Below are 21,416 nucleotides of genomic sequence, written 5' to 3'. Positions count from 1 at the left end.
CAAATAACCGTACCTATATTAACAACATAGAATGGTTTAACGTTTATTTTTTCTAATAAATAGACTCAACAGTATACCTACTTTTTCAATTAGACGGTGATGGTTTTATAAATGGCTGATGACATAATGCTCAAACACGAAGACCTCGTGAATGAGCTAAAACAATATTTAGGTAACACCAAGTTTGACATGATTTTCAAATCAAAAACGGCAGAGCTTACAAAGCCTGAACAATTTTTGATGAAAATGGAGATGTCACGCTTATCTCAGCCTGTTGCCCGATTTGTTGATTTACGCGGTTTAGTTACCGGACATGTAAAGCCCTATGAACACAATGGCAAACAGCACTTTATGGATGATACTGCCATTGAGGTTTTTGAAAAAGCTTTAGAACAACATGGTGAGTACACGTTAGCCGTGTACGAAGCAGTAATGAATACTGAGAATAATCATCGTGTGTTACAAAAAAAGGCTATAGAAAAGGCTGAACTACCAGAACTAGATGACTCGTTAGATACCGATGTCATTAAATTTGCCTCTTATGAGAGTCGCCGTGAAGAGCGGATGAACTACTCAATAAAAGTCACTATTGCCTACGATGACAAGAAAAACATTGCGGCAAGTACCTCTGACATTTCTCTTAGTGGCTGTAAAGTAAAGCTCGTTACCCGCCATATTTTAAAGAAAGGTCAACTCATCGCAATGCGTTTAGTCGGGCTTGAGCAAGACTTTGAGCTAGGCTTAAAAAACGGTATTCAATACGAAGTAGTGGCTGTGGAAAATATATCTCGTGAATACAACCACATTCGTTTAAAGCGTACTTATGTAGAAAATAATGAAGCATTTGATCGCTTTTTAAAAAGCTTTATTCATGGCAATAAACGCCGTTATAAAGTCAACCTTGATAACACACTTGATGCTGTCGTTTCAAAAGGCTATGAGCAATATTACATTCCGCGAGTAACTTCTTTATATGTATTTTTAAGCAAAAAAGATGATCACTATTACCCAAGCTTGAGCTTAACAACAGAAAATAATATTTTTATTCAGCGCTATTTTACTGACGAAAGAGCAATCCCTTGTTTGTACAATGTACTCAATCACCAGCGTATAACCCAATTGCTAACGCAAACAACGGCCGTTAAAGAGGATTATCTCTATACTTTTACGCATGTATCCTCAGGTAAAATTTACTATTATTCTGCAACACGTAGTGAACTTGAAAAAACGCCTGAGTTGAGCAGTTTATTTTTAAGTTTTGGCAGTCAAAAAGAAAGTTGGCAATGTTTTAAACTTCAAATCATGCCTACTCACCCAGACGATTCGTACATTCCACTTTCTTTACCTAATAGTGCTGGTGAAAACATTGAAAAGCTCAATAAGCCGCCTTCGCCTCGCGTTGAAGGGCTAGTAAAAGATGTAAAGTACATTGTTGTTTTAACAAGTATTGGTAATGCTGTAGAACAAGAGCAGTATAAAAAATTAAATTATGATAAAGCACTTGTAAATCAGCTTAAACATTTTGGTCATGCTAAACATCAAACACCACCTTATTTAGATATTGTTGCACTTGAATATGTAAATTTACGTTCGCATAAGCGCTACCTATATAAAACAGCAGCAAAAGTAACCTTAGGTGACATTACCTTTAGTGGCTACACGCGTGACTTTTCTGTAATGGGCTTACAACTTGAGTGCGAGCAACCCATCACCTTTAAAAAAGGTGACATTATTTTATTATCATTTCCTGACTTGCAAAAAATAACTAAAAAGCACCAACTTAGTGAATTAAAATATGAAGTAATGGCAATTGGTAAATCGTTTACTACCATTAACTTAAAAGCAAGTCGGGTATCTGACTTCCCTCATGCTGGCGTTACCTTTTTCACTCAGTTAATTGAAAACAACAAAGACAAACTTAAAGTATCTGAAGAAGCACCTAAAGTGGAAGGCTTATCTACCGCGCTTAGAAATATGGTTACAAAAAGCGTATGTCAATTTCCATTATACTTACATAAAGAAGCTGCTCATTTTAAAACGGGAGCCATTGGTTTTGGTTTATACGCTAGCCCGTTACATGTAATTTTACAAAACTTTGGGCTGCTGAGTAATAAAACAGACTTATCTAGTATATTGACCGATGAGCAAATAATTAATGTAATTTCGCCGCATATTAAAGATAGAAGCCGCCAAGACCCTCCTCTGGCATTTACAATCGCTATTAACTTTGATCCCCGCAAAGGAGATATCAAAGAGGCTATTACAAGCCAATGTGTACTAGGTGAAGACTACAGCGGCTTTGAGAAACAAATTAGCCAAGGTATTAAATCGGATCTAATTTTTGTGATGCGTTTATATTTATCACGTACGGGACGTCCTGATACCGATTACTTATCTAACGAATTAAAATATGTAAGCCAATACGCTATGCATAAAGCAAAGGATTTGGAAAAAGCATTATGGTCTGTAGCAGGCGTAGGTGACGTAGTAGATATTACTGAAGAAGCGCTTAGCCACCTAGACCTCAATCAACAACAAATTGAGCAAATGGGACGTCGTAAACTTATTTGGTTAAACCGCTTACGTTAACCGGTTTAACCTAATCTATTTAAAAAGTAGGCTCTTCTCCTAACGGAATAGCCAACATATACAACAATTGCAATAATGATCCTTGGCAAATAGCAGCTTGTGCCTGCTCAACTACTTTAGGTTTACCATGTACGGCAACACCTAGGCCTGCTTTAGCCATCATGACTAAATCATTTGCACCATCACCGATAGCAACCGTTTGTATTTTTTCAAGTCCTAGCTTTTGTTGAAGCATCTCTAAAACAACCGCTTTTTGCTGTGCATCGACAATTGTACCCAGTACTTTACCCGTTAGTTTATCGCCTTCAAATTCAAGTACATTAGCATGAACTTCATCTAAATGAATAAGCGCTTGTACACGTTCTGCAAACGGTACAAAACCACCTGATGCGATAGCTAAGTACCAGTTATGTTGTTTTAAAATTTGGCAAAGCACTTTAATACCTGGCATGAGTGGTAATGTATTTTTAAGCTCTTCAATCAAGCTTTTTTCAATACCAGCCAGTTTAGCGACACGTTGATTTAAGCTTTCGCTAAAGTCGAGTTTACCTGCCATCGCGAGTGCTGTAACCGACGCTACTTCGTCATACACATTGGCCAAACGCGCTATTTCATCAATACATTCAATGGTAATCGCCGTTGAGTCCATATCCATAACCAACAAACCAGGCTCATAAAGGTTAGGAGGTGTGGCTACTTGTACTAACTGGCAATCAAGCGTACTTGAAAACGTTTGAAGCTCTAACGGGTTTATAGCTTGCTCTGCATTTTGCATATAAAAGCACAGTGCGGGGGCTAGCCCTAAATCAGGTTGATACTGGCATATAGCTGTAACTATTTGGTTATGCTTAGCTAAAAAATCAATAATGCTAGTCACATGGCTTGTGTTAAAGTCACCTGCAAATGCGATACTAAATAATCCCAGCTGTTTATTTGGAACATTATTAAGCGGTAAAAAAGTACAATCCTGATAACTAAACCATTGATTTAAAGTTAACATTGATAATGATTGATCAGTATTAAGCTGTGCCATGCTCGTTTGCGCCATGAGATCTCCGTATTTATTTTTATTTTCCTGATATAAACTAATTGATGTAGGTATTATTAGCGCTAAATTCGCCATCAGGTGAGGTTTAAGGTTATAGTGCTAGTTGTAACATCAAATCAAAATCCTGTCAGCAGCATATACGGTGACTATGAAAAATAACCATCTTAAAAATCCTATATCGGCTTCTCAAAGAAAGCGGCTTGTGCGCCTGTTACTTGCGGCTGCCTGTTTTGTGTTGCTAAGTTGGGTTGCTGTTAGTAGCAGTTTCCAAAGCCACCAACTGCTTTATGATAGTGCCGATAGCACTGCAAAAAGTTTGACTAAGTTTATGGCTTTGAATGTAAAAACACCTTTAATCGAAAAAAACAAACCACAGCTAAATACAATTTGTAACGATATAAGCAAAGATGAATTTGTACTTTCGGCAACTATTTACGATCAACAAGGTATTTTAATAGCCAGTAGCGATAACTGGCAATCGCATCATATTTTTGGCCAACTTCCTGATTCAACACCAGGTATTAGCAAATTAAAAACCCCCTTTGTAGAGCCTGTGATAAGTGATGATGATCGTCCACTTGGGTTTGTGTCAGTTACGTATTTAACACGAGCAGCAATTGCCGACAGTCATAATCATTTTCATGATTTAGGTCGCCAAGTACTTTTAATGCTAGTGATTGCCTGCATTTTCACGTGGCAATTAGGGCGAGGCTTAAAACGTTGGCAGGTTAATCGCTACATGCAAAAAACATCTGAGCAAGAATCATAAAGTAGCTTAGCAAGCGTCTCTCTCTTACTGTGTGGCTTTAAATCACACAATGCATTAAATACATCGGGTATATGCAATGGCGTGTTAACTTCACCTTGATAGCCGCTTAAAGGCATTGAGGGAGAATCTGTTTCTAGCACTAAATTTTCTGGCTCGATAGCAGCAATAACGGCGCGTGTTTTAACTGCGCGCTCATAGGTAATAACACCACCTACTCCTAGCTTAAAGCCCTGTTTGATATAGTACTGCGCTTGTTGGATTGAACCTGAAAATGCATGAATTACCCCCCCATTTTTTGGCTTACAACGTTTAAACGATTGCGCAATTAAATCATGGCTTTGCCTATGATGCACAATGAGCGGCAAGTTAAGCTTGTTTGATAGCTCTATTTGCTGTTCAAATAAATAAGTTTGTTTGCAGAGGTTTTCAATACTTCTATCAAGTCCACACTCACCAATGGCCACCAGCTGATGCTTATTTGTAGTTGCAAACTCAAACAACGCTTCAATATGAGATTCTTCATGCTGTTTTAAAAAATAAGGGTGTAGCCCTGCCGCTATTTTTATACTTGGATAGGTTGTTTTGAGCTCTATGAGGGCATGCGATTGAGCAAGGGTAATGCCTGGCACAATAAACTGATTAACTCCCTTTGCTACACACTCTCTTATGAGAGATTCACGATTTGAATCAAACTCACTAAAATCGAGATGGCAATGAGAGTCAATAAATTGCACAGTTACTTACTCATCTATTTATTAAGGATTTAAGCGCGTAATTTTCCAGCTATTATCTGCTTGGCGCTGATATATAAAGCGGTCATGCAAACGATGTGCTCCACCTTGCCAGAACTCAATTTTAGTGGGCACTACACAATATCCGCCCCAAAAATCGGGAAGTGGAATTTCACCTTTAGCAAACTTGTTTTTCATATTGGCAAAGGTTTCCATGAGTACTTTACGTGATGACACCGGACGACTTTGCGCTGATGCCCACGCGGCTAATTGGCTTTCTTTAGGGCGTGATAAGAAGTACTTAGCCACTGCAGAAGTTGGTAATGGTTTAGCCTCGCCATATACAATAACTTGGCGCTCCATGTGATGCCACGGAAAGTGCAAGGAAATTTTATTATTACCTTTAAGCTCTTGCGCTTTACGCGAACCTGTATTGGTAAAAAACACAAAGCCGTTATCATCCAAATGCTTTAAAAGCACTATACGCTGTGAAGGCTGACCGGTTTCATCAACAGTTGCTACAACCATCGCTGTTGGATCGGGTAATTGGCTTGCTACAGCATGCTCAAGCCATGTTTCAAACTGCTTGAATGGGTCATCTTGCAAGTTATCTTCGCTTAACGCGTCTTGCAGGTATTCACGGCGGATATCTTCGAGTTTCATAACAAATCCTTTAAATAAAGCCTTAGAAAAGAGCTTAGAGTAGCGAGCTTAAAACATTAGATGTTGAGCAGTAACAAATATTAAGATTCAGGTGTATCGATAGCAATAAACATAGAGTCTCAGGTGCATTCGATAGCAATAAGCATAGAGTCTCAGGCGTATCGTTGGGTTTCGTTTCACTCAACCCAACCTACAATGTAAAACATTACATCTGCAAGTGTAGAAGTGCTGACAAGGCGGAATACTTTTTTATGCCAAGGAGCATACATTTAGTATGTGACTTAGGCTAAAAAAGCACGACAACGCAGTCAAAGCGAACTACACGCAGCAGATTACATTTGCTCCATGACTTCAATGCCTAACAGATCTAATCCCGTTTCTAATGTTCTTGAAACCAAATTACACAACACTAAACGGCTATCGCGCACGCTCGGCTCTACGCCTTCTTTAAGTACTGGGCAGGTTTCGTAAAATGTCATGTATAAGCTTGCAAGCTCATATAAGTAACCACATAGTACGTGCGGTGTTGCTTCGCTGATCATTAAATCAAGGACTTCTTCAAGCTGTAGTAGCTTAAGTGCTAGTGCTTTTTCTTGAGGCTCAATAATTGCAACATCTGAATTTAATGTAGCTGCATCAACGCCTGATTTACGAAAAATACTGCGTATACGTGTATAAGCATATTGTAAGTAAGGAGCGGTTGCGCCTTCAAAGCTTAGCATGCTGTCCCAGTTAAAAATGTAATCGCTGGTGCGATGCTTAGAAAGATCGGCGTATTTAACTGCGCCAATACCGACTTTACGGGCAATCTCGCTGCGATCGTTATCACTTAAATCAGACTCACGTTCAGCTAGTTTTGCGGCTGCACGGTTAATTGACTCTTCTAATAAATCAGCAAGTTTTACTGTGCCGCCAGTACGTGTTTTAAATGGTTTGTTATCGGCGCCCATCATGGTGCCAAACGGGCAAAACTCGTAACTTGTTTCGTCTCGTAATAAACCAGCTTTACGCGCTGTTAGCTCTACTTGGTTAAAGTGTAGGTTTTGACGTGCATCTACAAAAATTAAGATACGATCGGCACCTAATTTATTTGAACGGTAATCACATGCTGCTAAATCGGTTGTTGCATATAAAAAGCCACCGCCAGATTTTTGTACGATGAACGCTGATGGCTCGCCATCTTTGTTGGCAAGCTCATCTAAAAACACCACTTGCGCGCCTTGCGACTCTACGGCAATATTTTTATCTTTAAGTAGGCTAATAATATCGTTAAGCTCTGCGTTGTATGCGCTTTCAGCCATAATATCGGCTTGAGTAAGCGTTACATTTAAACGCTTGTATACTTCTTCAGAGTGTTTAACTGAGGTGGCTATAAATAGTTTCCAAAGTTTTTCACAGTGCGTATCGCCGCCTTGTAGTTTAACAACGTAATTACGTGCTTTATCTGCAAAGCCTTCTTCATCGTCAAAACGCTTTTTAGCATCGCGATAAAAGGTTTCTAAATCAGCAAGCGCTACAGAATCTAAATCAACACCTTGGCTAATTTGATCTTCTAAATGCGCGATTAACATACCAAATTGCGTGCCCCAATCACCCATGTGATTTTGACGTACAACCGTATCGCCTCTAAATTCAAGCGCACGCACAATTGAGTCACCAATAATGGTTGAACGTAAATGGCCTACGTGCATTTCTTTAGCTAGGTTTGGTGATGAGTAATCAACAACCACTTTTTGTGGATTAGCATGCTCATTTACAGCAAGCTTTGCATCACTGTTAGCGGCTTGTACGCTTTGCGCTAAAAACTCAGGCTTTAAATGAATATTAATAAAACCTGGGCCTGCAATTTCAGTCTTTTGAGCAATATCGCTTACATCAAGGTTATCTATAATTTTTTGCGCAAGCTCACGTGGGTTGCTTTTCATTTTTTTAGCCGCGCCCATTGCTGCATTAATTTGGTAATCACCAAATTGTGGACGCGTGCTTTGCGTTACTGCCGGGTTTGTATCTTCAGGTAAGCCTGCACCAACCATAGCTGCAACGGCTTTTTCGATTAAAATAGTACGAATATTCATATTTTTTTACCTTTGTAAGCCCGCCAAAGCAGGCTTTCAGTTAACTGTAGTCAGTCGATTCTAGTTTTCGCGTGTATGGCTAAACGTTACTTCAGGGTAGCGCTCTACCGATAAGTTAAGATTTACACGGCTCGGCGCAATGTAAGTTAAGTTATCACCGCCATCGAGTGCTAAATTACTTTCGCACTTGCGCTTAAAGTCTTCAAACTTTTTCACATCGTCGCTGCTTACCCAACGCGCTGTATTTACGTTTACACCTTCGTAAATAGCATCTACGTTATATTCGGCTTTTAAGCGCGCTACAACCACATCAAACTGAAGTACACCTACCGCGCCCACAATTAAATCGTTGTTTATAAGCGGTCTAAATACTTGCACAGCACCTTCTTCAGAAAGCTGTACTAAGCCTTTTAATAATTGCTTTTGCTTAAGCGGATCGCGAAGACGAATACGGCGGAATAATTCAGGCGCAAAGTTAGGAATACCACTAAATTTAAGTTTTTCGCCTTGCGTGAATGTATCACCAATTTGAATAGTTCCGTGGTTATGCAAACCAATAATGTCGCCGGCGTAAGCGTCAGCTGCGCGCTCGCGGTCGCCCGCCATAAAGGTTACCGCATCAGAAATGCTCACTTGCTTGCCAATTCGCACGTGATTCATTTTCATGCCTTGGCTGTACTTACCCGATACAATACGCATAAATGCAATACGGTCACGGTGCTTTGGATCCATATTGGCCTGAATTTTAAATACAAAACCAGTAAAGTTTTCTTCAGTTGCAACAATAAGTCTGTCTTCGGTTTCGCGTGGTAATGGCGTTGGCGCCCATTTAGTTAAACCATCTAACACGTGGTCAACACCAAAGTTACCAAGTGCTGTACCGTAATAAACTGGCGAAAGCTCACCGGCTAAAAACAGATCTAAATCAAATTCGTTTGATGCGCCAATAACAAGCTCAAGCTCATCGCGTAATTGCGCAGCTAAATCTTCACCAATGGCAATATCAAGCTCTGGGTTATCAAGACCTTTAATGGTACGAACTTCTTGAATTTTATGACCCTGACCTGTTTTGTATAAAACAGCTTCGTCATTATGAATGTGGTAAACACCTTTGAACTCTTTACCACAGCCAATTGGCCAAGTGATGGGGGCACAGGCAATATTTAGCTCTGTTTCAACTTCGTCCAGCACTTCCATTGGGTCGCGAATATCACGATCACATTTGTTCATAAAGGTAACAATAGGTGTGGTACGCAGGCGTGTAACTTCCATTAACTTGCGGGTACGGTCTTCTACACCTTTTGCTGCATCAATAACCATTAAACACGAATCTACCGCTGTTAATGTGCGGTAAGTATCTTCAGAGAAGTCTTCGTGCCCTGGAGTATCAAGTAAGTTAACAAGTGCGTTGTTATATGGAAACTGCATTACAGAGGTAGTAACAGATATACCACGCTCTTTTTCCATTTCCATCCAGTCAGACTTAGCATGCTGGTTAGAACCACGGCCTTTTACAGTACCAGCTCGTTGAATAGCTTGTCCGAATAACAATACTTTTTCGGTGATGGTTGTTTTACCAGCATCTGGGTGAGAGATGATAGCAAAGGTTCGTCGTTTATTAATTTCGCTAAGGAGATTTTGATCTGCCATTAAAAAGTTCTTTTAGTTTGTATACGGATATTATCCACTTTAAGTATGCTGAGCTTTCAAGGCTTAAATAATAACAATTGCATTAAATTAGTGATCTATTATAGCGATAAGTAAATAGTGTAATAACAAGGCGAAAATTATCACATAGAGTTGTTCTCTATGAATAATTTTTTAACGTAGTTAGTGAGTTATTCAATACGCTAGAATGATCATGTTTTTAATAAAATTGGTATAAAGCAACCTCGAAAGCTCAACACACCATCAGAAAAGCCCTAAATTGGCTCTTCACATGCGATCCGTTATGTTAATCGTAATTGAAGACTATTTTCGCTGATCTTGGCCTTATAAACAATCAATGGTTAGTTATTAACTGATCTTTTTATTAAAGGCCGTTGAGTTCTAAAATAAAATGCAAAGCTCGCCTCCCCATCCCCTTATTATTTTGCGTAAGTTTCTTTGGTTGGTTACAGAAATTAGCCATCAAGACACCTACAGGCTTGTGTAATATAGCGGTTACGCATATTATTGATAAATTGCATGGAGGATAAGTAGTTTGGTCATGAAAACCAGTAAGTTAAGCATTCGATTATTATGGTATATAACGCCGCTTGTTATATTGCCTCTATTATTTTTAGGGGGCTTCACGCTCACGAATGTAACTAACTCCACTCAAAAACAAGCCGATCTAATAATGAGTCGTTTTGTTGAGCAACAACAACAAAAAGTATTTAACTATATAGACTCTTTTCACTCAACTACAAAGCTGCTCTCGACTTCTCCCGTACTGAGTGACTTTTTAGCAAATGATGTACGAGCTAATGGCAGTTATACACGCCAACTAGGTGCCTTAATGGATGTATTTGCCAGTTATAGCGAAGCCTATCCAGATATAGTCAGTATTAATTTAGTCTCTGCAAGCGGAAAAAGCGACGCTTATTATTCAAACAATCTGACTACAGCCCCTAAAAGTTATCCCTTTTTAAATAAAGTACTGCAAAGTAATTTAAGCCAGCAACAGTTCATGGATCAAAAATCAGACGGAACAACCAGTTTGTATTTTATTCAGCGAATTTATAGTGTTGACTACTATTTAAAACGCCCTCAACAGTTAGGCTTTATCGTTGTCCATGTTGAGCCTTCAATACTCAATACCAGTATTTTAGAGGCGCCTTATAACAATACACTTAATTTACTACTCACCAAAGATGGTAAAATTTTATTTAGTTCCGATTACAGTATGCGCGGCCAATACATTAGCGAATACGAACTAAACCGAATACATGATTTAGCTGATATTGGCACCTTGTCAACTATCGAACTATCAAGTATAGATAAAATAGAGCGCATGATTTTTGCGGTACAAATGAGTGGCGGTTATTATTATGTTTCTACTATTCCTAAAGCTGTACTTTATCAATCTGGTAAGGCTATTAGTTTAATAACAGGCTTAATTGTTCTTATTTCGGTGATCACCCTGCCTATATTAATTTTTGTGGTTGTGCGTAACTTACTACTCAACCCTATCGAGTTATTAGGTGCAGCAAGCCACCGCGTTGGGGATGGTGATTTATCGGTGAATTTACCTGCGCATACAAATGATGAAGTAGGCATTTTATTTAACGATTTTAATCACATGGTTAACCAGATAAGACACTACCAACAACAGCTGGAAGATTATAAACATCACTTAGAAGATAAAGTAGAAAGCCGTACCAAAGCACTTGAAGCAATGAACAGCCAACTAGAGCTGGCGATTGCTCAAGCTGAACAAGCGAATCAACTTAAAAGTCGTTTTTTAGCAAATATGAGTCACGAAATACGTACACCGCTCACTGCTATTATGGGCTTTACAGAACAATTACTACACAACGATAAAATAGCGAACGATAAACAGCACCTCAGTACTATTTTACGAAATTCAAAACACTTGCTAGAACTAATCAATAACATTTTGGACTTATCTAAAATTGAGGCCGAAAAGCTTGCAGTAGATCAAGCGCCTATCAATGTAGTACAGCTCGTACATGATATTGAATCTATTATTGAACCCTTAGCAAAAGAGAAACAGCTTACTTTAAATATAAACTATGAATTACCACTGCCTCGTACCATATACAGTGATATTACGCGTTTAAAACAAATATTAATTAACGTTGCGAATAATGCAGTTAAATTTACAGAGCAAGGCAGCGTTTCTATTTGCGTACACTTTCATCAAAAAAGAAAAATGCTTGAATTTGTTGTCACAGACACCGGCATCGGAATGTCTGAAAATCAAATAAAGCGTGTATTTAAACCATTTGAGCAAGCTGATGCAACGACTACCCGTCGATTTGGCGGTACAGGGCTTGGTTTATGTATTTCCAAAAACTTGGCGCAACTACTCGGTGGTGATGTAGTACTAAAAAGTGAAATAGGTAAAGGAAGTAAGTTTTCTATTAGCGTGTCGTGTCATTTAACAGGCAGAAAACCCGCACTACAATTACTTACAGATAAAAGCCAACTAACGCCAGAAAGAGATCCACTACTATCGTTTGCAACCAACCACTTTGATGCCAATATTTTAGTGGCTGAAGACAACCCTGATAATCAATTACTAATAAAACTGCTTCTGCAAACGTGGGGCCTAGAACCCGATATAGCAAGTAATGGCGCACAAGCAGTAGAAATGGCGCTAGTTAACGACTATCAGTTAATTATTATGGATATGCAAATGCCGGTTATGGGCGGATTAGAAGCCACTAAAATGCTGCGCCATGCCGCTTATGATGGCCCTATCATCGCGTTAACTGCAAATGTAATGAACCATGATATAGACACTTATTTAAATGCAGGCTGCGATAAAGCCCTAGGTAAACCCATAGACAAAGACGCACTAGAGAGCGTATTGGTAAGCTACCTACATCTTGAAAAAGATAACCAAAACAAATGGGATAGTTTATTAAAAAGTGAAAAATTTCAACAAATTGCAGATAACTATTTAGCTAACTTGCCAACCTATTTAAATGAAGTAAAAGCACTGCAACACTCTGATGACTGGGAAGCACTACGCAGCGTTGCGCATAGTATTAAAGGCAGTGCGGGGTGTTTTAATTTTGACGACATCTATCAAACTGCAGGGGCGCTCGAGGATAACCTTAAAAGCAATAACAAGGTCCCTCGAAATGAGTTAGTTAATAATTTAATAGCCGCAATAGAGCATTCAATAGATACAAATAACAAGCTGGTGTAAGCCAAAAAGAGTATTATTGGAAACCTAAACTTAATGCCATCCCCATTAAAATAGCATCTTCAAAGCCATTTTTAGCTAGGTTGTCGCTTGGGTAGTAATTTTTACGCACTGACATTTCTATAAAGCCTGCGTACTCATACAGCGCAATTGCTCGCGTGTTAGATTCGCGTACCTCTAAAAATAAGTTTTCAGCGTTTTGTTGCTCACCGTATTCAATAAACTGAGCTAACAACAGCTTAGCAATGCCCTTGCCTTGATAACTTGGTGTTACGCAAATATCCATAAGCGTATAATCAGGACCTGCTTTTTCACCAATATAAAAACCAACCATATTCTCATTTTCAAACGCGGCTACATTAAAATAGCGCCCACCTAAACACGAACTCATTGTATTTAACGTCCACGGATGGCTATGGCATGCTGTTTCTATTGCTATTAATTGAGGTATTGCGGTTTCGTCTACTGGTTTAAAGTTTATCAAGGTGTTCACTCATTAAAGCCCATAAAGCGCGCTTATCGGCCTTGCTGAGCTGTGGTTTTGTAAGTACTAGCTGATCGTCATTTAATTGCATCTCAGCGCTTTGTACAACGCTGTTAATAACAATTGGTAATGCTGCACGTTTAATATCTGCAAATAATTGCTCACAAAGCACTATAGGCTCAAGTACATTGTTTTTTGGTGCAGTATCAGGTGCATGACTACTTGCCGCAACACTATCTATTAAAAGATTATCTGCAGGAAGGCTATCCGCTGGAAATTTATCGGCTGGTTTAAAGTGTTTATTTAATTCGAGGTTTTCAATACCAAAAACAGCTGCGTACCGTGAATGCATAACGACTCGATGAAATTAGTAAGTAAGGTAATATAAGAATTAATAAATACGATGTAAAGAAGAAATGGCAGGGGCGGAGAGACTCGAACTCCCAACCATCGGTTTTGGAGACCGCTGTTCTACCAATTGGAACTACGCCCCTGCAATGACGACGAATTATAGAGAAGTTTCGCTAAAGGTAAAGAGAAAAATCACACTTTTAGTTCAACTGCTTTTTAAATAAACAAAACGGCGAATTAGCATGCTAATCCGCCGTTTTTAATCACTTTATTTTATCTGACTAAAACTAAAATTAATTATTCCCATTCGATAGTTGCAGGTGGTTTACCTGAAATATCGTAAACAACACGAGAAATACCATCAATTTCGTTAATGATGCGGTTTGAAACCACACCTAAGAACTCATACGGTAAATGTGACCAGCGCGCTGTCATAAAGTCGATTGTTTCCACACAACGAAGTGATACAACCCAATCGTACTTACGTGCATCGCCCATAACCCCTACCGATTTAACCGGTAAGAATACAGTAAACGCTTGGCTTACTTTATGGTAAAGCTCTGCTTTGTGTAGCTCTTCGATGAAAATCGCATCGGCGCGGCGTAATAAATCACAGTATTCTTTTTTGATTTCGCCAAGTACACGCACACCTAAACCTGGTCCAGGGAAAGGATGACGGTAAAGCATGTCGTACGGTAAACCTAGTTCTAGGCCAATTTTACGTACTTCATCTTTGAATAATTCACGTAATGGCTCAACAAGGCCCATTTTCATGTCATCTGGTAATCCGCCCACATTGTGGTGAGATTTAATAACATGCGCTTTGCCTGTAGCAGATGCCGCTGATTCAATTACATCTGGGTAAATTGTACCTTGCGCTAACCATTTTGCATTTTTAAGCTTTTTGGCTTGCTCATCAAACACATTAATAAACGTGTGACCAATGGCTTTACGTTTATCTTCTGGGTCTGATTTACCAGCTAAATCATTTAAAAACTGCTCTTCAGCTTCAACTTTAACAATGTTTAAGCCAAATTTATTACCAAACATGTCCATTACTTGTTGGCCTTCGTTTAAACGAAGTAACCCATTATCAACAAATACACATGTTAGTCTTTCGCCAATTGCACGGTGAATAAGCATAGCCACAACTGATGAATCAACACCACCAGAGAGGCCTAGAATAACTTCGTCATCGCCAACTGTTTCTTTAATTCGTTCGATAGCATCATCGATAATTTTTGCAGCAGTCCATAATTTTTCACAGCCACAAATATCAATAGCAAAACGCTCTAATAAGCGCTGACCTTGATGTGTATGTGTCACTTCTGGGTGAAACTGTACGCCGTAGAAACGTTTTTCTTCGTTAGACATTGCAGCATGTGGGCAAGTAGATGTTTTAGCTGTTGTAGTAAAACCAGCTGGAATATCCATTACTTTGTCGCCATGGCTCATCCAAACGTCAAGTACGCCGTTGCCACCATCAGTGATGTGGTCTTCAATTGCATCAAACAATGCACAGTTGCCTGCTTTTTCAACTTGTGCGTAACCAAACTCTTTTTTATCAGAGCTATGAACACTACCACCTAGTTGAGCTGCCATTGTTTGCATACCGTAGCAAATACCTAGTACAGGCACGCCTGCATTAAATACATACTCAGGAGCGCGCGGGCTGTTTTCAAGTGTTGTTGATTCTGGGCCACCAGAAAGAATGATACCTTGTGGGTTAAACTCGCGGATTTGCTCTTCAGTCACATCCCATGCCCACAGTTCACAGTAAACACCAATTTCGCGTATACGGCGCGCGATTAGTTGAGTGTATTGTGAACCAAAGTCTAAAATGAGAATTCGTGAATCGTGAATATCTTTGCTCATGGAGTATCTCGTAAAGTAGATGCTAATGCTAAATGCCGCTTTGAATACCAATTTTATTAAACATTACTAATTCTTGCAGGCTAAATAACTCTCTAACCACGTTAAAAACTTCTTATTTAGAAGAAATAAAAGTCGAAGTTTTTGCCTCGTTATTGAGCCATTTATCTGTCGCAATAATTGACCACTTTATTAATGCAATTGGTATTTATATAAACGACTAAAAAGAGGGCTTGCAAAGCAAGCCCAGTATATTAAATTAATTACGCTGCTTAACCTAAGCGGTAATTTGGTGCTTCTTTAGTGATTTGCACATCATGAACGTGCGACTCACCCATACCTGCTGAAGTAACACGTACAAATTGTGGTTTTGTATTTAGCTCTTCAATTGTTGCACAACCCGTTAAGCCCATAGCGCTTCGTAGGCCGCCCACTTGCTGATGAATAATCGTTGCAATAGGACCTTTGTAAGCTACGCGACCTTCAATACCTTCAGGTACTAACTTGTCTGCTTCGTTTGATTTTTGGAAGTAACGATCTGATGAACCTTCTTTTTGATCCATCGCGCCCAATGAGCCCATACCACGGTAAGATTTGTAATAACGGCCTTGGTACAATTCAACTTCACCTGGTGCTTCTTCAGTACCTGCAAGCAGTGAACCCACCATTACACACGATGCACCAGCAACAAGAGCTTTAACAATATCGCCAGAAAAACGAATGCCACCATCAGCAATAACAGGAATGTCGCGACCTTTTAAGCCTTCAACAGCATCTGAAATAGCTGTAATTTGTGGAACGCCACAACCGGTAACAATACGTGTAGTACAGATAGAACCTGGGCCGATACCTACTTTAACTGCATCCGCTCCCGCATCAGCAAGTGCAATCGCACCTTCAGCTGTTGCAATGTTGCCTGCAATAATTTGTAGGTCTGGATACTCTTTGCGAGTTTTAGTTACACGGTCAATAACGCCTTGAGAGTGACCATGTGATGTATCGATAAGTAAAACATCAATACCCGCTTCTACTAATGCAGCAATACGCTCATCAGTACCCGCGCCAACACTTACAGCAGCACCTACACGTAAACGACCTTGGTCGTCTTTACATGCGTCAGGTTTGTCTTGGGCTTTTTGGTAATCTTTTACTGTGATCATGCCTTTGAGTTTAAATTCATCATCAACAACAAGGATTTTTTCAATGCGGTGTTCGTGCATTAAGCCTAAAATTTCTTCGCGTGCTGCGCCTTCTTTAACGGTAACAAGCTTTTCTTTTTTAGTCATAACGGTAGAAACAGGCTGTTCAAGCTTAGTTTCAAAACGCATATCACGGCTAGTAACAATGCCTACAAGTACATTATTGTTGTCGGTAACCGGAAAGCCTGAAAAACCTTTTTCGTGCGAAAGCTCAACTGCATCAGCAATTGTTAAATCAGCAGTCACCGTTACAGGGTATGAAACAATACCTGCTTCGTAGGTTTTAACTTTACGTACGTTTTTCGCTTGTTCTTCGATAGTCATGTTTTTATGAATAAAACCAAGACCACCCTCTTGCGCAAGGGCAATAGCTAAACGAGCTTCTGTAACAGTATCCATAGATGCTGAAATAAGCGGCAAGTTAAGTTTGATACCACGCGTTAAGCGAGTTGAAATGTTTGCCGTGTGTGGCAAAACAGTAGAATGACCAGGTACTAAAAGTACGTCATCAAAGGTAAGAGCTTCTTTAGCGATTCTAAGCATTTTGGCAACTTCTCACATGTGGAACTACGATAAGGAATTGCGGCCAAATTTTAACAGCGTTGTTGGCATGAGTAAATAATATTTCGTAAATATTTATGATAAACTTACCTTATAACTTGCCTCATAAATAGTTTTAGGTTGTTTTTTATGTTTTCGAAGCCTTCGCAGACGGTTTACACCGTGTCACGCCTTAATAGAGAAATTCGCACACTGCTTGAGCAAGGCTTTGCCTCATTAGTATTAACAGGCGAAATTTCTAATTTCATTACCCCTGCATCCGGTCATTGGTATTTTTCGCTAAAAGACGATAAAGCACAAATTAAAGCCGCAATGTGGCGCGGCAACAACCGCAACCAAAGCTACCGCCCTGTAAATGGCGCACAAGTCACAGTAAAAGCGCGTGTATCACTTTATGAACCTCGCGGTGACTACCAGCTTATTGTTGAGCATATGGAGCCGGCCGGCGAAGGTCAGCTAAAGCAAGAGTTTGATGCGCTTAAAATGCGTTTGGCCGCCGAAGGATTATTTAGCTCTGCTCACAAGCAGCCATTACCGCAAAATATTAATCGTATTGGTGTTATTACCTCAGCAACCGGCGCTGCTATAAAAGATATTTTAACGGTACTTAAACGCCGTGCGCCGCAATTAGAAGTCATTATTTACCCTGCGATGGTGCAAGGCAAAGAAGCACACCTGCATTTAATTAATCAAATTGAATTAGCTAATGCTCGTGATGAAATAGACGTACTTATTTTAGGACGAGGCGGCGGATCACTTGAAGATTTATGGTGTTTTAATCACGAACAGCTCGCCCGCGCTATTTTCAAAAGTGAATTACCCATAGTAAGTGCGGTAGGCCATGAAATAGATACAACCATTAGCGATTACGTTGCTGATGTTCGTGCAGCGACTCCATCAGCCGCAGCTGAGCTTGTAAGCCCAAATACGCAAGAGTTACACAACAAAGTAACACAATTAGTTAATCGTTTATCTAACGCGTTTAAGCACGGTATTGCCGATAAACGCGCATTAGCAACGCAGTTACAACACCGCCTTAATTTGTGTCATCCACGTAATCAGCTTAATCAAAAAACGCAACGTTTGGATGAGCTAAGCATTGCACTGCAACAAGCTATGCGTAATCGCTTATACCAGCAAGAACGCACACTTAATAACTTAACGCCGCGTTTAATGCGCCAATCGCCTGACAAAAAACTCGCTACAGCAAACCATATACTCACGCAATTACACGCAAGACTAAACCAAGCTATACAGCATCAATTGCAGCAAGCAAATAACAACTTGGCACTACAGGCAAGTAAATTAGATTCGGTAAGTCCGCTAAATGTTTTAGCACGCGGTTACAGCATTACAAAAAATGAAAAAAATAAAGTGGTTAAGTCAGTAAGTGATGTGAAAACCGGTGATGCACTTATTACCGAACTTGTTGATGGTGTTATACATTCTAAAGTAGTGAGCTAGCACGCTTAACTAAAATAGGAGCACTTACTCTTTGGTGCTCACTATAAATTCTATTCGCTCGTCGTTTGAGCTTGATGAGGTGATTTTAAACTGTTGCCACCAAGGTGTCGTTGCCAACTTATCATTAAGTTCACGCCACTGTGCATGGCCTTGTTCATTATTCTTATCGGCTAGTAATTCAAATTTACAGATAGTTTGTTTACAAGTTAAATAGCTTAGCTGCGCCGTATTACTTAAATCACTGATGATTAAAAAGTCAGTAAGTGCCGTTTCTATTTCGAAGCTCCACTGCGTATTTTCACTTTCACTATCAAATTTTTCATCAAGCTGCTTAGCAAAATCAGTGCCTTCTAAGCGAGTTCGCTTTAACTGCTGCTGAGCAACTTTCAGCTGTTTTGTAGCTACTGACAATTCGTTATTTAGCGCACTTATTTTCGTAATGTACTCTTTTTCCAACGGTTGTTGAAGTGCTTTAGTTGTAGTGTTTATAGGTGATTTTTGAACTGATTTATTACCGCTTACTTCAATAATAACATCTTGACTAGCATGTATAAATTGAGCCGTTTTATCGTTAAGCGGTTCATACAAATGCAAAAAGTAACCACTTGTTAATCCTACCCCCACAAAAAAGCTGAGTATCATTGCAAATAAGTTACTTTTATATGGCATTTATTTTCGCCTACTTTTATAGCATTGCACTTGTATGTGAAGCATTTTCAGGCTCAGGATTTGCTAAAAAGTTTTGGTTCATACTTTGCGCCGGACACTCACAATCCGGCCGACCAATAATTTTAGCGGGTACGCCAACAGCGGTTGTGTGTGGTGGAACATTGCTAAGTACAACAGAGCCTGCACCAATTCGTGCGCCCTCGCCCACTTCAATATTACCAAGTACTTTAGCACCAGCGCCTATTAACACACCGGCTCTAATTTTAGGATGACGATCCCCCTGCTCATTACCCGTACCGCCAAGCGTTACAGATTGCAAAATTGATACGTTATCTTCAATGACTGCTGTTTCACCAATAACAATACCGGTTGCGTGGTCAAACATAATGCCTTTACCCACTTTACATGCTGGGTGAATATCAACCCCAAACACTTCAGATGTTCGGCTTTGTACAAAGCGCGCTAACTCTTTACGGTTTTGTTGCCATAAGCAATTTGCTAAACGGTGCGCTTGAATAGCATGAAAACCCTTTAAGTTTAATATCACCGTAAGGTAAGTTTCGGCTGCGGGATCTCTGTCTTTTACCGCTTTAATATCCTCAGCTACATAAGTAAGCATACGATCGCACTTTACAAATGCTTGATCGAACAACTCACGAATAGTAAACGCAGATACCACCGCGTCCGCCAATTTATTAGCAACAATAAAGCTCAATGCTGAACCCAAACACTCATGATTCAAAATACATGAATACACATGACTCGCTAAAAGAGGTTCACGGGTTACGACTTCATTTGCTTCGCTACGAAGCTGTTGCCAAATTTCATGACGCATAATACTGCACTGCCTTAAATTGATATAAAAGAGCCTTTTGCCAAGTCTAACGGATTTAAAGCCTAAGGTGTTAACCCCTTAGTTATTTGTTCTGGTTATTAGGTATAACTAAGAGTAAAAAAATTATATGAGCGCTAAATCACTTACACATAAAGCATCTTTTCCTTTATCTTTTGCTTTATAAAGTAAATCGTCTGCTTCTTTGATTAAATGAGCACATGTAAAGTCACTATTTGGTGTGATAGTCGTGAGCCCTACACTAACAGTAAGGGTTCTGCTGGGTAAAGAATGCTTATTTTCAATGTTTAAATGTTTTAATTTTTCTAAAATATCGCTCAATACTAACAAGGCCTGATCTGAGCTTGTATTTCCATAAACTAATACAAATTCTTCACCACCAAAACGAGCACATAAGTCACCTGGGCGTTTAGTATATTCATTGAGTACTTTAGCCACCTTTTTTAAGCATGTATCGCCTTGTTGGTGTCCGTAAGTGTCATTGAGTAATTTAAAATCATCAATGTCGATTATAGCCAACGACAGCGGCATACCTAAACGTTGACAACGATTCCACTCTTGCTCTAAAAAGGTATCAAAAAAACCTCGGTTAGCAATATCAGTTAAGCCATCAATGGCTGCTAGTTTTTGTACTTGCTCTTCGGCTAGTTTGCGCTCGGTAATATTTTGATGGCTAATAACATAATATTTTTTATCACTTAGTTCAAAAGGCACAACACGCATCATAAACCAGCGTTTTTCGTTTTCGCTATGACAAGGATACTCTAAATAAAAATCACTTTGCTGTTGCTCTATTATCGCTAAAATACCTTGATACGCATTTAAGCCAAACTCATCGCCATTATCTGCGGCTTTCTTGCATTCTGCTAAGTAATTTTTTTGCTCCCAATCATAACAAGTACAGTCGTTTTGCTCACCAAAGTTTTGCCAGCTCTTATTTACAAAAACAATCTCCCCTGAGTCATTAATCACGACGACCTGATCCGGTGTGGTGTCTAAAACTTGCTTTAAAAACATTTTATCGTCTAACACGTGCTTTCCATTTTTATTTTTCTGTTTATCTGTATAGTCATTAACATTTTTTTAATGAAAAAATTATTAAGCAGCATAACTCTAGGTATTATTTTGCTCAGTATGCTTGAATCAAAGTATATACTATATGACAGCCGGTTAAATTCACTCAAATTTAAATTTTTTATTTTTACAATA

Annotated in this window: 16 protein-coding genes and 1 tRNA gene; 4 read left to right on the top strand and 13 right to left on the bottom strand. The window is 39.3% G+C overall.

The genetic code is table 11. The features are described 5' to 3' along the window. Window positions 1-111: 111 nt before the first annotated feature. Window positions 112-2,589, top strand: coding sequence for a PilZ domain-containing protein (locus AC0VZ4_RS04725; RefSeq protein ID WP_475441058.1), 2,478 nt, complete (start codon window positions 112-114; stop codon window positions 2,587-2,589). A 19-nt stretch (window positions 2,590-2,608) separates the two neighbouring features. On the opposite strand, the gene serB is transcribed toward AC0VZ4_RS04725, so the two are convergent. Continuing rightward, on the bottom strand, window positions 2,609-3,637 hold the full coding sequence (gene serB / locus AC0VZ4_RS04720) for a phosphoserine phosphatase SerB (protein ID WP_342863480.1): 1,029 nt from the start codon (window positions 3,635-3,637) through the stop codon (window positions 2,609-2,611). 148 nt (window positions 3,638-3,785) lie between these two features. Here serB and AC0VZ4_RS04715 point away from each other — a divergent pair, with 148 nt between their 5' ends. After that, entirely contained in the window at window positions 3,786-4,406 is a 621-nt protein-coding gene (locus AC0VZ4_RS04715) for an AhpA/YtjB family protein (protein WP_008137440.1), read from the top strand. Here AC0VZ4_RS04715 and AC0VZ4_RS04710 read toward each other — a convergent pair. The 4 genes from AC0VZ4_RS04710 to prfC all read right to left on the bottom strand — a co-directional run bounded on the left by AC0VZ4_RS04710 (window position 4,373) and on the right by prfC (window position 9,525). After that, entirely contained in the window at window positions 4,373-5,140 is a 768-nt protein-coding gene (locus AC0VZ4_RS04710) for a TatD family hydrolase (RefSeq protein ID WP_475441057.1), read from the bottom strand. The two genes, AC0VZ4_RS04715 and AC0VZ4_RS04710, sit on opposite strands and share 34 nt — an antisense overlap. A gap of 21 nt (window positions 5,141-5,161) precedes the next feature. Continuing rightward, the gene (gene pdxH / locus AC0VZ4_RS04705) at window positions 5,162-5,800 is read right to left on the bottom strand and encodes a pyridoxamine 5'-phosphate oxidase (RefSeq protein ID WP_475441056.1); all 639 of its coding nucleotides are present in this window, start codon (window positions 5,798-5,800) and stop codon (window positions 5,162-5,164) included. A gap of 332 nt (window positions 5,801-6,132) precedes the next feature. Continuing rightward, on the bottom strand, window positions 6,133-7,875 hold the full coding sequence (gene argS / locus AC0VZ4_RS04700; RefSeq protein ID WP_475441055.1) for an arginine--tRNA ligase: 1,743 nt from the start codon (window positions 7,873-7,875) through the stop codon (window positions 6,133-6,135). 60 nt (window positions 7,876-7,935) lie between these two features. Continuing rightward, entirely contained in the window at window positions 7,936-9,525 is a 1,590-nt protein-coding gene (prfC, locus tag AC0VZ4_RS04695) for a peptide chain release factor 3 (RefSeq protein WP_007377813.1), read from the bottom strand. A gap of 559 nt (window positions 9,526-10,084) precedes the next feature. Between prfC and AC0VZ4_RS04690 the strand changes: the two genes are divergently transcribed. Continuing rightward, window positions 10,085-12,757 (top strand): hybrid sensor histidine kinase/response regulator, encoded by a 2,673-nt coding sequence (locus AC0VZ4_RS04690; protein ID WP_475441054.1) that lies wholly within the window; start codon window positions 10,085-10,087, stop codon window positions 12,755-12,757. A gap of 13 nt (window positions 12,758-12,770) precedes the next feature. On the opposite strand, the gene rimI is transcribed toward AC0VZ4_RS04690, so the two are convergent. The 5 genes from rimI to guaB form a co-directional block, all read right to left on the bottom strand. Then, complete coding sequence (gene rimI / locus AC0VZ4_RS04685; RefSeq protein ID WP_475441616.1) at window positions 12,771-13,238, bottom strand: ribosomal protein S18-alanine N-acetyltransferase; 468 nt, start codon at window positions 13,236-13,238, stop codon at window positions 12,771-12,773. After that, window positions 13,225-13,590: a hypothetical protein gene (locus tag AC0VZ4_RS04680; protein WP_475441053.1), complete on the bottom strand. Its 366-nt coding sequence runs from the start codon at window positions 13,588-13,590 to the stop codon at window positions 13,225-13,227. The genes rimI and AC0VZ4_RS04680 overlap by 14 nt, the downstream gene beginning before the upstream one ends. A gap of 65 nt (window positions 13,591-13,655) precedes the next feature. Further along, window positions 13,656-13,732: transfer RNA gene (locus AC0VZ4_RS04675), tRNA-Trp, on the bottom strand. Window positions 13,733-13,886: 154 nt separating this feature from the next. After that, a complete protein-coding gene (gene guaA / locus AC0VZ4_RS04670; RefSeq protein ID WP_033028923.1) occupies window positions 13,887-15,464 on the bottom strand; it encodes a glutamine-hydrolyzing GMP synthase in 1,578 nt (525 codons plus the stop codon). A 269-nt stretch (window positions 15,465-15,733) separates the two neighbouring features. Beyond that, window positions 15,734-17,203 carry an IMP dehydrogenase gene (gene guaB, locus AC0VZ4_RS04665; protein ID WP_475441052.1) on the bottom strand — a complete coding sequence of 490 codons (1,470 nt, stop codon included), beginning with the start codon at window positions 17,201-17,203 and terminating at the stop codon, window positions 15,734-15,736. Window positions 17,204-17,350: 147 nt separating this feature from the next. Here guaB and xseA point away from each other — a divergent pair, with 147 nt between their 5' ends. Next, a complete protein-coding gene (gene xseA / locus AC0VZ4_RS04660) occupies window positions 17,351-18,685 on the top strand; it encodes an exodeoxyribonuclease VII large subunit (RefSeq protein WP_475441051.1) in 1,335 nt (444 codons plus the stop codon). A gap of 24 nt (window positions 18,686-18,709) precedes the next feature. On the opposite strand, the gene AC0VZ4_RS04655 is transcribed toward xseA, so the two are convergent. From AC0VZ4_RS04655 to AC0VZ4_RS04645, 3 genes are all read right to left on the bottom strand, one after another. Then, on the bottom strand, window positions 18,710-19,354 hold the full coding sequence (locus tag AC0VZ4_RS04655; protein WP_475441050.1) for a hypothetical protein: 645 nt from the start codon (window positions 19,352-19,354) through the stop codon (window positions 18,710-18,712). A gap of 16 nt (window positions 19,355-19,370) precedes the next feature. Beyond that, entirely contained in the window at window positions 19,371-20,189 is an 819-nt protein-coding gene (gene cysE, locus AC0VZ4_RS04650; protein ID WP_475441049.1) for a serine O-acetyltransferase, read from the bottom strand. Window positions 20,190-20,312: 123 nt separating this feature from the next. Further along, window positions 20,313-21,239 (bottom strand): sensor domain-containing diguanylate cyclase, encoded by a 927-nt coding sequence (locus AC0VZ4_RS04645; protein WP_475441048.1) that lies wholly within the window; start codon window positions 21,237-21,239, stop codon window positions 20,313-20,315. Between the last annotated feature and the right edge of the window lie 177 nt (window positions 21,240-21,416).

This window comes from Pseudoalteromonas sp. QJM3NY_22 (assembly GCF_056173065.1).
This window is presented reverse-complemented; position numbering and strand designations above follow the sequence as displayed.

Bases quoted from the DNA above. Each gene is read 5' to 3' on its own strand.
- AC0VZ4_RS04725 (WP_475441058.1), top strand. From the start codon at position 112: ATGGCTGATGACATAATGCTCAAACACGAAGACCTCGTGAATGAGCTA.
- serB (WP_342863480.1), bottom strand. From the start codon at position 3,637: ATGGCGCAAACGAGCATGGCACAGCTTAATACTGATCAATCATTATCA.
- AC0VZ4_RS04715 (WP_008137440.1), top strand. From the start codon at position 3,786: ATGAAAAATAACCATCTTAAAAATCCTATATCGGCTTCTCAAAGAAAG.
- pdxH (WP_475441056.1), bottom strand. From the start codon at position 5,800: ATGAAACTCGAAGATATCCGCCGTGAATACCTGCAAGACGCGTTAAGC.
- argS (WP_475441055.1), bottom strand. From the start codon at position 7,875: ATGAATATTCGTACTATTTTAATCGAAAAAGCCGTTGCAGCTATGGTT.
- prfC (WP_007377813.1), bottom strand. From the start codon at position 9,525: ATGGCAGATCAAAATCTCCTTAGCGAAATTAATAAACGACGAACCTTT.
- AC0VZ4_RS04690 (WP_475441054.1), top strand. From the start codon at position 10,085: ATGAAAACCAGTAAGTTAAGCATTCGATTATTATGGTATATAACGCCG.
- AC0VZ4_RS04680 (WP_475441053.1), bottom strand. From the start codon at position 13,590: ATGCATTCACGGTACGCAGCTGTTTTTGGTATTGAAAACCTCGAATTA.
- guaA (WP_033028923.1), bottom strand. From the start codon at position 15,464: ATGAGCAAAGATATTCACGATTCACGAATTCTCATTTTAGACTTTGGT.
- guaB (WP_475441052.1), bottom strand. From the start codon at position 17,203: ATGCTTAGAATCGCTAAAGAAGCTCTTACCTTTGATGACGTACTTTTA.
- xseA (WP_475441051.1), top strand. From the start codon at position 17,351: ATGTTTTCGAAGCCTTCGCAGACGGTTTACACCGTGTCACGCCTTAAT.
- AC0VZ4_RS04655 (WP_475441050.1), bottom strand. From the start codon at position 19,354: ATGCCATATAAAAGTAACTTATTTGCAATGATACTCAGCTTTTTTGTG.
- cysE (WP_475441049.1), bottom strand. From the start codon at position 20,189: ATGCGTCATGAAATTTGGCAACAGCTTCGTAGCGAAGCAAATGAAGTC.